The following is a 14,234-nucleotide window of genomic DNA, read 5'->3' on the forward strand; positions in this document are numbered from 1 at the left end:
ATTCTCATCGCTTTAAACATGCAAAAAGAGAGAACCAATCTGATTCTCTCTCGCTGCTGATTATAAGTCAACCCACTACAGTTGACGAAGAGCCTTTATTATATTAAGTCATCTCGACTCACTTGTTCATAGGAGTGATTACCATCATTCAATTTTTCCCAAATAACCACCTGTCCTTGAGTTAAGGATTTCTGAACATCAATGATACGCTGATTAGAAGAACCTCTAAACTGGAGCATTAGATTTTTTTTAGTCCGATCAAATCGACCATCTACTAAGATATCAATCAAATGCAATAACTCTAATTTATCATCTGTTTCCTGCTGTAGCTCTTCCCAAGTGTATCCTGTCCAAGACCAAATATCTTTTTCTGGGAGTTCTTGACGAATGCGTCTTACTAAGGGAAGTAGAATTCCAGTATTTAGAAAAGGCTCTCCCCCTAGTAATGTTAAACCTTGAACATAGGGTTGAGCAAGGTCCATCATAATCTGCTCTTCCAAAACCTCTGTGTAAGGAATGCCAGCGTTAAAAGACCATGTGGCAACATTATAACAGCCTTCACAATGAAACATGCAACCAGCTACGTAAAGAGAATTCCTAACCCCTTCACCGTCTACAAAGTTAAAGGCCTTATAATCAATGATACGACCTTGACTGAGTTCTTCACTCTTCCATTCTTGTGGTTTTGGATTATTCATCAGGACCTCTTTTCTATCCAGTAGCGCTCTGTACCATCCCTGACATCCTCTAGTTGACCACCGTTTGCTAAAATTACAGAACGACTGGCAGCATTATCTTTATGACATGTAACCAGTAGCCTAGTGATATTTTTAGAAGCAGCAATCTCAATAGCTTGTTTAAGCATACTCTTGGCGTAACCCTGGCCCCTTTGACTAGGTCTAACAGAGTAGCCTATGTTCCCTCCGTGAGCAAGCAGATGATCATTCAGACGCAGGCGTAAACTAAGGAAGCCCAGAGCCTTTCCATGCTCATCAAAGGCAACAAACTGAATAGAAGGTACCCAATGCTGGGGAATGCCAATGCCCATTTCAGCATCCAAATTTGCTGCAATCCATTCCTCATAACAAAACGATTCACTTGGCCAAAAGCCACCATCGTGGGCTGACTCTAGCTCTTCAAATTCTGCCATCATATCTAGGACAGTATCTCTATCTGCTTCATTTGGGCGACGTAACTCAAGCATCTTATCTCCTCTCCACAGACCTTTTATTTCTTCTGACCTGCTTTTTTCAAAAGTGCTTGAACACGCGCTTTCTTGTCTGTTTTGGCAATTGAATGTTTCTCATGGAAACGATCAACTTGCTGCATACCTTTATAATCAAGTTGGTATTTTCCCACAACAAATCTCCTTTCTATTATCTCATCTGTCCTTCTAGCATAGCATCTGTTGATAAGTCTTTCAAGTCCTACAACTTTTTTCTAATGACCCGATACCATAATAGTCGACCCATTCATATGTTTGACGCGGGCAGAAATTTCCTTGTGACGACCATTAACCATCGGACGAGCCTGGGGGTTACCAAGATAACCACAGGTACGTTTAACCACATCGACTGTTTTAGGATCTGTATTGCCACAGTTCGGACATTTGAAACCACGCTCGGTTGGTTCAAAATCTCCCTCAAAGTCACATTGGTAACAATGATCAATCGGTGTATTGGTCCCCAAATAGCCAACACGATCATAGGCAAAATCCCACACAGCTTCTAAAGCTTTTGGATTTTGTTGCAGTACAGGGTACTCGCAATAATGAATAAAACCACCGCTAGCACCAGCCTCAGGATAGACCTTCTCAAACTCCAGTTTTTCAAACGGCGTTGGATTTTTTCGGACATCATAATGGAAGCTATTAGTATAGTATTCCTTGTCTGTAATGTCTGGGATAATACCAAACTTTGCAGTATCTAAGCGACAAAAACGGTCTGTCAGACTCTCAGATGGGGTAGAATAAACGGAGAAGTGATAGCCATATTCAGCTGACCAAGCTTCACAATAAGCTTTCATCTGACTAATAATATCTACCGTAAAGTCTTTGGCTACAGGATTACTCTCCCAATTACTACCATAAAAAACAGTTGCAACTTCGTATAAACCAATATAGCCTAGAGAGACTGTTGCTCTGCGATTTCTAAACAACTCATCAACACTGCTACACTTAGATAGCCTTTTCCCAAATGCACCATACTGGTATAGGATAGGAGCATTGGCTGGTGTCGCTTCTTTGACACGCTCAACACGATAGGCAAGAGCATCCTTAGCAATCTCCATACGCTCTTCAAATAGTGACCAAAACTTATTCAGATTTCCTTTTGCTTCTAGAGCTATCCGAGGTAGGTTAACCGTGACTACTCCAAGATTCATACGCCCTGAATTAACTTCGGTTCCCTCTTCATCCTTCCATCCTTGTAAAAAGGAACGGCATCCCATAGGTGCCTTAAAAGAGCCCGTTAAATCAATAATTTTATCGTAGGATAAAACATCAGGGTACATCCGCTTAGTAGCACATTCAAGAGCTAATTCTTTAATATCATAATTCGGCGTTCCTGGCTCTAAATTCAATCCGCGTTTCAAGGTAAAGATAAGTTTAGGGAAAATAGCTGTGCGATGCTCTGAGCCCAATCCCTTGATACGAATTGTTAAAATAGCTTTTTGAATCTCACGTTCAAACCATGACGTCCCCAATCCAAACCCCAAGGATGTAAATGGTGTCTGACCATTTGAGGTGAAAAGAGTATTAATTTCATACTCCAAAGATTGCATGGCATCATAGATATCTTTCTGAGTCTTCTCACGCGCATAAGCTTCATGATTCTCGCTTGCTACCCACTTCTCAGCATCTGTCAAATGCTTACGGTAGTTAAGCTCTGCATAAGGAGCTAAAAATTCATCAATACGATCTGCCGTACAACCACCATATTGGCTTGAAGCGACATTGGCGATAATTTGAGAAATCTGAGCTGTCGCTGTTTGAATAGACTTAGGACTTTCCACTTCTGCATTACCAATCTTAAATCCCTTGGCTAGCATTCCTTTAAAATCAATCAAACAACAGTTTGTCATAGGCGTGTATGGACTATAATCTAGGTCATGATAATGAATATCTCCTTTTTGATGGGCATTTGCCACGTGAGGGGGTAATAGTTTTAAACCAATCGACTTACCCACAATACCTGCGGTCAAATCACGTTGAGTGTTGAAGACATTACTATCTTTATTTGCATTTTCATGAACCAGCGTCTGGTCCTTATGAAGCAACTGATCAATCGTAACATTGATATCCATTGCCTGACGGCGTTCAAAATCACGTTTTGTACGATAATTAATGTATTCCTGCGCTAACGTGACTTCATCAGACTCTAACAACTCATGCTCTACAATGCTCTGAATCTCGTAGATCTTAACATCTGTACTAAAACGTTCCCTTATCTCTGCCACGACACGATCACAGACACCCTGTAACTTAGCTTCTAACCTTGGTGAAGTCTCTATCTGGCTAGCAGCCTTTAACAAAGCATCATAGATTTTATCTCTATCAAACCTAACATGGCGTCCATCACGCTTGATAACGACTATAGTTTGTGTCTGTGTAGATCCCTTTTCATATTTAGACATTTCATCACCTCGCCATCCATTATAGTACAAGCACCTAAAAAAATCAATATATTGTGGTGATATGTAAATTTTACCACAATATATTGATTTCAACTTATTTTTTCTTATAAATCGTGAAGTGAGAAACTTTCTCAACAGACACCTTATCATAATTTTTCTTGAGGTTATTCTTAACTGATGATGGCAACTCTTCAGACTGATTCACAACAACATAACTAGCCAAATCTTGAATCAAATGATCCTGTAGATTTGAGTAATTAGTTTTATCTGCTGTGTTATTGGTTGGTAAGACAAATTTTGAAGCAGATTTTGTCTTGCTTTGTCTATAAATTTTAGCTGAGCTATCCCAAACATAAATAGTATTCTCTGTCCCATTCTCCTTACCGATATAACGTGCTATCGTCGTACGCTCCGTATTGATAGGTATATTAACCACATAGGCAGCCAACGGAGACGTTATGCCATATACAATGGCTAACAAAGGTAATAAAAAGCCTGACGTTAAAAAAGCAGTTATAAATTTTGTCTGTAAGTCAACTGGTTTTAAGCGACGGTGAGAAGTCCGCGTCAAAGATAGTTCGTGCTCATCATTGATTCTCAGACTAGATAATATTAAAGCAAATGGCAATACGTATAATAGATAGTAAGTATCAAATGAACGTGAAAAGACAGCGTAAATCAGATATAGGATAGTTGCTACAAAGATAATGAGTTTAATCTCTTTATCTGAAACCTTGCCACTCATATGTTTTCTGTAGGTCAAAAGTCCCATTACTAAACCAGAGGCAAGTGCTAAAACAAGTTGAAAAAGAAGTGTCAAATAAAGATTACTTCTCGTCAACCCAAGATGAGTAAGGTAATAACTAACCGTTTCTGATAGATAATCCGAGGTAATCTGTAGATTAAAAATGAAATAACCAACGCTATAGATAATCAACAAGAAACCGAAAATCAAACAAAGGGTTTGATAAATACCTTTTAACCAGTGCTTCTGACTGATATTGTAGATAATAATAGCGATTAAGGATAGCAACCAAAAAATAATTGTACGGGCATCAAAAAGAATAGCTAAAGCGCAAGTAATTCCATAAAGAATAAAAGCTTCATCAGTTGTTTTTCCTATAAAGTATTTCACTAGGAACCACAAAGCTATCAATACAAAAGGCATTGCAAATTGGATTGGGTATAGACCGCCAAATCCTAATGAGAGGTTCAACATGTAAAATAAACAAACCCCGCCAGAGGCAAATTTTTCCTTAGCTGTAAGATAGGCTATGATACGATAAAGGTAGAGGCCTGAAATGTAGAAAAACAAAAAGGCTACCACAACCAACCACAGGGTAGATCCCAAGTGGTAAGCCAAAGCAATCAAACTGTAGTAAAGAAAACCACCGGTAGCGAATATTTCCGTATAAGGCAAATGTCCTCGTGAAAACATCAATCCAGTATATAAATGTTGCGATTGAATACTATTTGCCAAATCTGTTAAAGCTGGAACAGCTATAGTCAAACTCGCTAGAACTAAGCTGAACACCAAAATCAAAAAACGATGCCATCCCTTAGCTTTTGGACTATTTAGCTTTGTTACCGACACACCTTCTGTCTTCTTACCTGTTTGATTAACTGATTTCCGTGAACGGCTGTAGTTACCTGAGTTCATATCAGTTGAAAAATCTGATGCCATGTTAAGTTAATTCTCCTTGAATTCTATTACTTCCAGTATATCAGAAACTACAGTTTAGTCAATTTTTCCAAAAGACTACAGTAAGCCATGATTTCTCTAAAAGAATGGTATTTTTTAGCATGATAGTCTCGCAACTGCTTGAGTTCTTTTGGGGTTAGGTTTTCCTTTAATGTCATATAAGTCCTCCTTATATGAACTATTCGAAAATAAAAAACCTAAGCCGAAGCTTAGATTTTAGCATCTTATTCCTCATCAAGGAAGCTGTTGAAGACTTCTTCAATCATATCCCATTCAACATCTGAATCTTCTGGGATTGGCTGAAGGTCACCTTCTGTACCATCTTCATTCTCAGTAAATGAGTAAGCTTGAATTTCGATTTCACCATTGTCATCCTCTTGAGCACCTGCTGGTACCAAAAGAACATAGTTTTTACCAAATTCTTCTTTACCATCGATTGTCAATAAAATTTCAAAAAGTGTTTCATTTCCTTGTTCATCAACCAATGTGATAACTTCTGCTTCATGTTCGTGATTATGTGCCATTTTATATCTCCTTAATATCGTTTGTCACTAGTCTAAGTGATTTTTCTTAAAACATCCTATCTAGATAGTTTTGTAAAATAAGCTGTGCTGCCAGTTTGTCGATAACCTTCTTACGTTTTCCGCGGCTAACGTCTGCTTGTTCGACCAGCATACGTTCTGCTTGAACAGTCGTCAAACGCTCATCCTGATAATCAACTGGAATCCCAAAAAGATTTGCAATCTTATCACCGTAGGACTTGCTCGCTTCAACACGAGGACCTTCAGTGTTATTCATATTCTTCGGTAATCCTAAGACAAACTTATCTACCTTGTACTCTTTAACAAGCTCTGCTAGACGTTCAAAACCAAACTCTTCTGCTTCTTCATCAATCTTGATAATCTCAACACCCTGTGCTGTGAATCCAAGTGGGTCACTTATAGCAACACCTACTGTCTTAGAACCAACATCTAATCCCATTACTCTCATTTGATATCAATCCCATTTCCTTGTAGATAATAACGCACAAGCTCTTCAACGATTTCATCTCGTTCATACTTACGAATTTGGTTACGCGCATCATTGTAACGAGGCACATAAGCAGGGTCACCACTTAATACGTAGCCTACGATTTGATTAATTGGGTTATAACCTTTTTCCTCAAGTGAGCGATAAACATTAGTGAGAGTATCACTAATTTCTTGTTTATTGCTATCATCTAGGTTAAACCTTACGGTTTCATCTGTAAATCCCATGCTTACACCTTCTTTCTACTAAATCATTATTCACTATCACAGTATTATATCAAAAAAGGAAGTATTCTACAATCAATACCAACTACGATCCCCATAGTCAACACTAGGAGAATGTTTTTTCTACAGCTAGCCTCTTATCATTAAAAAGAGCCCAAATCAGTCGGAAAGAAAAGGCGTTGAACACCTTGGTCCAACACCTTCCTAGAAAAACTAAGGATTTTCTTAGAGAGCTGCTCGTAAACGAGCCTCTGTATTTTCCACGCTACGGATCGAACGTGGTAAGAAAGCACGGATATCGTCCTCTTTGTAGCCAACTTGAAGACGCTTATCATCAATCAAAATTGGGCTTTTTAAAATACGTGGATTCTCTTGAATAAGGTCAATCATTTCACTAAGACTTAATTCTTCGATATCACAATTTAGTGCTTTAGCATAACGGTTTTTTGACGAAACAATACTTTCGATACCATTCTCTGTTTTTGATAAAATTGCTAAAATTTCTTCTTTTGTTAAAGGTTCTTTCGCTAAGTTCTGTTCTTTATAAGGGAGTTGATGAGCATTTAGCCAAGTTTTAGCCTTTTTACAGCTCGTACAACTTGAAATCGTATATATCTTAATCATGTTCATTCTCACTTTCTATCCCATGATAGCTATAGTATAGCATGATATGAGCCATGAAAAAATAGGTCTTTGGACCTATTTTACATTTTTAGTTGACTTTTTATCAAAAAACTATCTTACAGATAGCCTTCCAACTAATCGGGCTATCATTACTCTTCAATCTCAATGCCATTCTCTAAATCAAGAATTAGCTCATCTGTCGGTAGTGCAGCCTCTTCTACAACTGGTTGTTCAGAACCAACCTCTTGATCATCTTCAATTAAACCAAATTTAACACGGACCTTGTGATCAATCTCTTCAAAGACAGCTGGGTTATCTGCCAAGTATTTCTTAGCATTTTCAGAACCTTGACCAATCTTATCGCCATTATAAGAGTACCAAGCACCTGCTTTTTGAATGATATCAAGGTCTGTCGCGATTTTAACCAACTCACCAGTACGCGAGATACCCTCACCATACATGATTTCTACAAAGGCTTCTTTGAATGGCGGAGCAACCTTGTTTTTAACAACCTTAATCTTAGTTTCTTTACCGACATTCTGATCTTTTTGGTCACCAGTTCCCTTGATTTGTGTATTACCACGAACATCTAGACGAACAGAAGCATAGAATTTAAGGGCACGTCCACCAGGTGTTGTCTCAGGATTACCAAACATTACACCCACTTTTTCACGTAACTGGTTAATAAAGATGGCAATGGTTTTCGTTTTATTGATAGAAGCCGAGAGTTTACGCATAGCCTGACTCATCATACGAGCTTGCAAACCAACGTGGCTGTCTCCGATATCACCATCAATCTCAGCACGTGGAACAAGAGCTGCAACAGAGTCGACAACGACCAAATCAACTGCTCCTGAATCAATCAATTTACCTGCAATTTCAAGCCCTTGCTCACCTGAATCAGGCTGAGACAAGAGAAGCTCATCAATATTAACACCAAGAGCGGCTGCATAAGCTGGGTCAAGGGCATGCTCAGCATCGATAAAGGCAGCGATACCACCTTCTTTTTGAGCCTGTGCCACAGCGTGAAGGGCTACAGTTGTCTTACCTGAACTCTCTGGACCGTAAATCTCGATGATACGTCCTTTAGGATAGCCTCCTGCTCCAAGAGCAATATCAAGAGCGAGTGAACCTGAGCTCATCACTTGAACCTTTTGCTCTGCTCGCTCTCCAAGACGCATGACTGCACCTTTACCGAAATCCTTTTCAATATTTTTCAAAGCATCATCAAGTGCTTTCTGACGTTCATCGCCAAATTTTTTAGAAATTTCTTCTGATTTTTTTGTTTTTTTTGCCATTTTTCTCCCTTTCTGTTCAGAGATACATCCTACTTATTATAGCAAATCTTTAGACTATAATAAAGTTTTGCGTACTAAGTTGAAAGCATGTAAGCAACTGATATAGCGAACATCTGAGCGGCTACGACCTCCGATGAGGACCTCTATTGAAGTCACCTCATCTGCAGTCGCTATTCCAATGAAAACTGTTCCTGCAGGCTTCCCTTCCAATTCACCAGGACCAGCTACGCCTGTCAAGGAGACACCGATATCTGCCTTGGTCTTCAAACGAGCACCTTCAGCCATTTTTTGAGCCGTGAAACTGCTAACAACACCATGTTCCTGTAACTCTTCCAGAGGAATGCCTAGCATTTTGGACTTCTCTTCTATGCTATAAGTCACAAAACCACCATTAAAGACCTGAGAAGAACCTGAAAAGTCTGCCAACGATGCTTGAAATAAGCCTGCTGTCAAACTTTCTGCTGCTGTGATTGTCTTATCGTTTGATTTTAGCAATTCAAAAACGACCTGAGCAAGGCTATTCTCGTCACCATAACCATAATGTAGATCTTTCAGGCTTTGACCATCCAAGGTTTTAACGGCTAATAGTTGCGCTTCTAAAGCATCTAGCTTAGCATCTGCCTCTCCTTGACTTCTTGCCTTGGTTGACAAACGAAGAGTCACTTCGCCTGTTTTAGCATAAGGAGCGATGGTAGGATCTGTCTGATTAGCGATATAGTCTGATAAAATAGTTACCAACTGACTCTCTCCAATCCCAAAGAAACGCAGAACACGTGAATATAGCTTAGCACCTTCTTGAGACAAAAGTGGTACTAACTTTTCATTCACCATAGGCTTAAGTTCACTTGGGGGACCAGGGAGAACGACATAGTGTCTCCCATCAACTTCCAAAAATCCTCCAACAGCAAGACCAGTAATATTTTGCAAAGGAACTGATCCTTCAATCAACTGGGCCTGACGTTCGTTGTTAGGCGTACGACTGTACTCAGGTCTCATAGCAAAAAAGCGATCCAGCTTCTGACTGGCTTCCTCATCAAAAATAAGAGGACGTCCAAGGTAGGCAGCTAGCGTCTGCTTGGTTAAATCGTCCTCAGTTGGACCCAAACCTCCACACAGAATAATCAAGTCTGAGCGTTGTGATGCTAGATCAATGACCTCTGTCAAACGCTCTGTATTATCTCCAACAGCTGTTTGGAAATAGACATCAATCCCTAACTGAGCCAATTTCTCTGATAAAAATTGAGCATTAGTGTTCACAATCTGTCCTGTCAGAATCTCAGTTCCTACTGCAATAATTTCAGCTTTCATTTTCCTCGCCTACCTTACTATTCGTATTTCGTCTCTTATTGTAGCAAAAAAACTTCCAACTACGAAAAGTTGAAAGCTTTTTCTTTAATTTATTATTGAATGAGCCTCACTCAGACTGCCAACTTCTACTAACGAGCTCTCTTTTAATAAATAGACCCTATCGCAATTCTCAAATACTTCCGATAAATTGTGAGAAGTGAGCAATATCAATTTATTACGACTATGTTCCTTCAACAAATCGTAAGCTTTAAATCTCTTCTGCTCATCTAAACCATCAATTAATTCATCTAGAATAACTACTTCTCGATGGAGAGATAATAGATATAGTAAAGCAAAGAGTTCCTTCATTCCTAAAGAATAGCTACTGATTCTTCTGCTTAAAAAATCTGAACCTCCCATTAGCTTTAGCGAGCTTTCAAATGTAGTTCTTTCTGAAGAAGATAATAATTTCAAATAGTCATTCGCAGATAAGTTCTTATCAAATATATTTAAATCGGGAATATAGGCTACACCTCCAACAGATAAATACTTTTCATTTTTCTTTATTTCAGTTTCTCCGTTGATAATCGTAAATAGGGTACTCTTACCTACTCCATTTTTTCCAATTAGACCATACAATCCCGTAGCAGGAAAGTCAAAAGATAATTTATTAAAAGTACTACTTGTTATATTTTTAATCGTTAATCCTTTCATTACTTCCCAACCTTTCTATAAGTGTATCTTTTATAAAGGTAACAAGAGAGTAGCATAAATACTATGCTCAAACCGACTAAATAAATAGTTGCAATTACTATTGGATTATCTGGAAGATATTTACTGTCATTAACTATCTGACCGTAACCCATATACTCAATCGGGATGAATGCCTTAAAAGGTTGAAACCATTCCTCCATAGATAGGGTCATAAAGCCGGTCAAAATAACTGTGATCATTCCAATTATAAGAATACTCTTTTTCAAAATAAGAGATAGTAGTTGACCTAAGCTGGCTATAAAAATCAAGCTGATCAAAAAGATATAAACCGTCTTAACTCCTATCTTCCAAATTGGAACAATAGTGCCCTCAATAAGTAAATAAGGATAATTCCATATTCCAAATCCTGTAAAAAAACCTTTAACAAGCAATAACACTAGAAAACATAGAATCGTAAGAAAAAATGTAACAAAAACGGCTACCAATAGTTTAGAAAGTAACTGACTAACTTTTTTACCTCCCATAAGTTGGAAAAATCTGACTTGAGTACTCTCTAAATCTCTGCTCACTAGGTCCGATACAAGAACAGTAAACAGAATAAAGAATGTTGTTGAAGAGAGCCATGACATCATTGAACTAAAAGTCGTAAAAATGGACTCCTCTGTATCATTAATCGATATACTAGGAGATCCTCCTGAGCTTTTGACAGCATCATAGTAATCAATTCTTGTTTTTATATCCTTATACTCTTCTGAATCTTTTTGACTAATCAATTGTAAACGATGCAAATCAAGCTCATGCTCTAAATCTATAAAAGTATCTAGAGCATCATCTTCTAAAGCAAGGATTTCTTTAGACATAATATCAACTTCTGTCTTTACATCTTCTAGTTTCTCGGATAAGTCACTATCTGAGGGATTCGCCTTCACTTTTTGCTCTAAAACTTCTAGTTCTTGTTGAGATTGTTGAAGATTCATTCTTACATTATCTAAAATTACATTATCAGAGCTTTGATTATTTAATTGATGAAACAAAGACAATCCAAAGATTAGAAGAATAATAAAGATAAAACAGATTCTATTTTTAGGATTATTAATAAATCGTTTCAATTCAAAGTAAGACATTCTCATGGCACCACTCTCCTTATTTAACTAACCGTAAAACTAGTATGTGGTGTAATAGTAGGTATAAAAATATCCTGGATTTATACCATAATCCCTTCTGACACTAGTAGTTGTGTATCTAAAACTGTTACGATACTGTAATTGTCTCCAGCTATATGTCGTTTTACGTCCTCCATAAACAAAATGAATTTCATATTTAGTGTTAACAACTGTAGCTACTTGAATTGAGGAAACAGTATTGTATGCAAAAGTTCCTAGTAGAGTAGTGACTATTGCTATCAATAATATATTTCGCTTAATAAATTTTATCACTTTTTTCATTTTTAAACCTCCTAAGAAAATAAACCAAATATAAAAGTATATCATCATAATTTCCACGGAAATATTCCTTCATTCATTAATTTTAATATGATTACTATTACCGTAAAAACTACAAGATTCGCAAATATTTTGAGTTTTATTTTCATACCTCCTTTGTATTTATTTGTTATAATATTAGCATATAAGCAATATCGTTTTATGTTTTGTAAACTTTATTCACATTTAAATTAGGAGGTATCTTGATGAGATGGGATTTTGGAAAAATCTACAAGGAAATCCGACTATCTAAAGGTCTATCTCAAACGGAAGTTTGTGCTAATCAAATCTCTAGAACTAGCTTGTCAAAATTTGAATCTTGCCAATCTATACCTAGTATTGAAAATATGGTTTTTCTTCTTGACCAAATTAATATGAGTCTTGAGGAATTTCACTATATTTGCCATGTCTATCAACCAAGTAAGCGACAAGAAATTCTTAATCAGATTTCAACAATTCTATCTATCACTGGTACAGCAGAGTTAGAGGAACTTCAAAAACTCTGTACACAGTATCTAGAAACAACTCATGATATTCCTATTGAATCTATTAATAATATATTGACCTTGGTGATCCAACTAAGAGAGAACGGTCCCAACAATCACAATGAGCTTCTCAATCAGACTGCTCAAAAGATTTGGGAAAATCTTGAAAAAGCAGATAACTGGTACTACAGAGATTTCCAGTTGCTTAATGCTATCTTGTTCTATTTCCCACTTGAAAACCTTAGGCTCGTCATAGATAATATGTTAAACCAGCTTGTAAAATACCAAGATTTTGCTGATATTAAACCTATTAAGAGGAAACTACTGACAAATTGTTCCACACTCTATCTTTACAATAATTTCAAGGTAGAGTGTGAGAAAGTAACACTTGAACTCCTAAACTTGGCAAAAGAAACTAAACGATACGACTCCCTTGGTTTTGCCCAGGTACGTCTCGGTATTTGCAAAGGTGATGATAACTTAATTGAAAAAGGACTTTTACTTCTAACATTAACTGAGGAAACAGCCTTGATTCAAACACTCGAATATGAAATCAAAAACTACCGCTGAAAATTCAGCGGTAGTTTCGTTTATTTAAAAGCACAGCTATCTTCATGGTCATTGATTAAACCTGCTGCCTGAAGGAAGGAATAAACACAGACAGGCCCTACAAATTTAAAACCTTGTTTTTTTAGTTCCTTTGAAATCTTCTCAGAAAGTGCTGTTTTTGCCGGTGCGTCTCTATAATCGATCACATGGTTGACAATTGGCTTCTTATCTACAAAACTCCAAATATAGGCATTAAAACTGCCATAGCTCTTTTGAATATTAAGAAAAGCCTGTGCATTGCTGCGCGTTGCAAAAATTTTTAAACGATTACGGACAACAGCTGGATTTTGCAGCACTGTCTCTAATTCTTCATCTGACATAGCCGCTACCTTTTTTACTTCATAGCCATGAAAGGCTTGTTTAAAGGCTGCTCTTTTATTAAGAATTGTCTCCCAAGACAGACCTGACTGATAAGTTTCCAGACAGAGCAATTCAAATAAAGAACGGTCATCATGAAGAGGTTTCCCCCATTCCTCATCATGATAAGCAATATAAAGAGGATTATTCAGTTTAACCCAGCCACAACGCTTCATACCTTGTCTCCCTTCATTGTTTCATAGATCAAATAATTATATAAAGTTACTCGTGGTGCTAGTTAATTTCAAAATACAAAAAAGCCCAAAAGGACTATACTGTAAGTGACCAAACAAACAGGAGGTTAGTCCAAATGAGCCACTTACAGTATACCGCTAAATCCCACCACTTACAATGGAATATCAAACAATTATCACAGATTTGTTCAAAACTTTATCACGATTATTGTCCTCAATCCTTTAAACATCGTCGTAATATCAACCTATCCAAAGTTTCGGATGAATCATTGTTAGTCTTACTTCTCCTACAAGCTGAATTAGGAATCAAGTCACAGCCTCACTTTTATCGTATCTGTCAACTTTTTCCATGTGGAAAATTGCTAGAAAGAAGTCGCTTTAATCGGCTCTATAATATCTGTAGTGGGTAAATCTCATTCAGATATTGTAGGGCTTTTTGACGGTATGCAAAAAGTCCCACATGACTTATAATGAAAAGCGACAAAACAACTCATTAGAAAGCGTCACATGGAACTACAAAATTATATCAAAGAATCACTCAATATTAAAGACCCTAACATCATTTTTGATGACAAAATGGAAACACATTCCACACAC

Annotated in this window: 16 protein-coding genes and 1 pseudogene; 2 read left to right on the forward strand and 15 right to left on the reverse strand. The window is 37.4% G+C overall.

Going from position 1 to position 14,234, the window contains the following annotated elements:
• Nucleotides 1–98 precede the first annotated feature (98 nt).
• The 14 genes from nrdG to JOC31_RS09155 all read right to left on the reverse strand — a co-directional run bounded on the left by nrdG (nucleotide 99) and on the right by JOC31_RS09155 (nucleotide 11,641).
• Nucleotides 99–698 carry an anaerobic ribonucleoside-triphosphate reductase activating protein gene (nrdG, locus tag JOC31_RS09100; RefSeq protein ID WP_205017848.1) on the reverse strand — a complete coding sequence of 200 codons (600 nt, stop codon included), beginning with the start codon at nucleotides 696–698 and terminating at the stop codon, nucleotides 99–101.
• Nucleotides 698–1,204 carry a GNAT family N-acetyltransferase gene (locus JOC31_RS09105; RefSeq protein WP_205017849.1) on the reverse strand — a complete coding sequence of 169 codons (507 nt, stop codon included), beginning with the start codon at nucleotides 1,202–1,204 and terminating at the stop codon, nucleotides 698–700. Before JOC31_RS09105 ends, nrdG begins: the two co-directional genes overlap by 1 nt.
• 23 nt (nucleotides 1,205–1,227) lie before the next feature.
• Nucleotides 1,228–1,359 carry a hypothetical protein gene (locus tag JOC31_RS09980; protein WP_275586118.1) on the reverse strand — a complete coding sequence of 44 codons (132 nt, stop codon included), beginning with the start codon at nucleotides 1,357–1,359 and terminating at the stop codon, nucleotides 1,228–1,230.
• Nucleotides 1,360–1,440: 81 nt separating this feature from the next.
• A complete protein-coding gene (gene nrdD / locus JOC31_RS09110) occupies nucleotides 1,441–3,633 on the reverse strand; it encodes an anaerobic ribonucleoside-triphosphate reductase (RefSeq protein WP_205017850.1) in 2,193 nt (730 codons plus the stop codon).
• A gap of 94 nt (nucleotides 3,634–3,727) precedes the next feature.
• Nucleotides 3,728–5,317, reverse strand: coding sequence for a DUF2079 domain-containing protein (locus tag JOC31_RS09115; RefSeq protein WP_205017851.1), 1,590 nt, complete (start codon nucleotides 5,315–5,317; stop codon nucleotides 3,728–3,730).
• A 47-nt stretch (nucleotides 5,318–5,364) separates the two neighbouring features.
• The gene (locus JOC31_RS09985) at nucleotides 5,365–5,493 is read right to left on the reverse strand and encodes a hypothetical protein (RefSeq protein WP_275586117.1); all 129 of its coding nucleotides are present in this window, start codon (nucleotides 5,491–5,493) and stop codon (nucleotides 5,365–5,367) included.
• Nucleotides 5,494–5,559: 66 nt separating this feature from the next.
• Nucleotides 5,560–5,859, reverse strand: a complete 300-nt coding sequence (locus JOC31_RS09120) for a DUF1292 domain-containing protein (protein ID WP_205017852.1) — start codon at nucleotides 5,857–5,859, stop codon at nucleotides 5,560–5,562.
• Nucleotides 5,860–5,905: 46 nt separating this feature from the next.
• A complete protein-coding gene (gene ruvX, locus JOC31_RS09125; RefSeq protein ID WP_205017853.1) occupies nucleotides 5,906–6,325 on the reverse strand; it encodes a Holliday junction resolvase RuvX in 420 nt (139 codons plus the stop codon).
• Nucleotides 6,322–6,591 carry an IreB family regulatory phosphoprotein gene (locus JOC31_RS09130; protein WP_205017854.1) on the reverse strand — a complete coding sequence of 90 codons (270 nt, stop codon included), beginning with the start codon at nucleotides 6,589–6,591 and terminating at the stop codon, nucleotides 6,322–6,324. Before JOC31_RS09130 ends, ruvX begins: the two co-directional genes overlap by 4 nt.
• 222 nt (nucleotides 6,592–6,813) lie before the next feature.
• Entirely contained in the window at nucleotides 6,814–7,212 is a 399-nt protein-coding gene (spx, locus tag JOC31_RS09135) for a transcriptional regulator Spx (protein ID WP_205017855.1), read from the reverse strand.
• A gap of 149 nt (nucleotides 7,213–7,361) precedes the next feature.
• Nucleotides 7,362–8,510: a recombinase RecA gene (gene recA, locus JOC31_RS09140; protein ID WP_205017856.1), complete on the reverse strand. Its 1,149-nt coding sequence runs from the start codon at nucleotides 8,508–8,510 to the stop codon at nucleotides 7,362–7,364.
• Between the two features lie 54 nt (nucleotides 8,511–8,564).
• Nucleotides 8,565–9,818: a competence/damage-inducible protein A gene (locus tag JOC31_RS09145; RefSeq protein ID WP_205017857.1), complete on the reverse strand. Its 1,254-nt coding sequence runs from the start codon at nucleotides 9,816–9,818 to the stop codon at nucleotides 8,565–8,567.
• A gap of 84 nt (nucleotides 9,819–9,902) precedes the next feature.
• Entirely contained in the window at nucleotides 9,903–10,511 is a 609-nt protein-coding gene (locus JOC31_RS09150; protein ID WP_205017858.1) for an ATP-binding cassette domain-containing protein, read from the reverse strand.
• Complete coding sequence (locus tag JOC31_RS09155) at nucleotides 10,511–11,641, reverse strand: ABC transporter permease (protein WP_205017859.1); 1,131 nt, start codon at nucleotides 11,639–11,641, stop codon at nucleotides 10,511–10,513. The genes JOC31_RS09150 and JOC31_RS09155 overlap by 1 nt, the downstream gene beginning before the upstream one ends.
• A 557-nt stretch (nucleotides 11,642–12,198) precedes the next feature.
• Between JOC31_RS09155 and JOC31_RS09160 the strand changes: the two genes are divergently transcribed.
• Nucleotides 12,199–13,047 carry a helix-turn-helix domain-containing protein gene (locus tag JOC31_RS09160; RefSeq protein ID WP_205017860.1) on the forward strand — a complete coding sequence of 283 codons (849 nt, stop codon included), beginning with the start codon at nucleotides 12,199–12,201 and terminating at the stop codon, nucleotides 13,045–13,047.
• 20 nt (nucleotides 13,048–13,067) lie between these two features.
• Here the strand turns inward: JOC31_RS09160 and JOC31_RS09165 are convergent, their stop codons facing one another.
• Complete coding sequence (locus JOC31_RS09165; RefSeq protein ID WP_205017861.1) at nucleotides 13,068–13,619, reverse strand: DNA-3-methyladenine glycosylase I; 552 nt, start codon at nucleotides 13,617–13,619, stop codon at nucleotides 13,068–13,070.
• Nucleotides 13,620–13,753: 134 nt separating this feature from the next.
• On the opposite strand from JOC31_RS09165, the pseudogene JOC31_RS09170 reads away from it, so the two are divergent.
• Nucleotides 13,754–14,023 (forward strand): annotated as a pseudogene (locus JOC31_RS09170) (IS982 family transposase); the annotation flags it as partial.
• Nucleotides 14,024–14,234 lie beyond the last annotated feature (211 nt).

Source organism: Streptococcus saliviloxodontae, assembly GCF_016908655.1.
GTDB classification, from domain to species: domain Bacteria; phylum Bacillota; class Bacilli; order Lactobacillales; family Streptococcaceae; genus Streptococcus; species Streptococcus saliviloxodontae.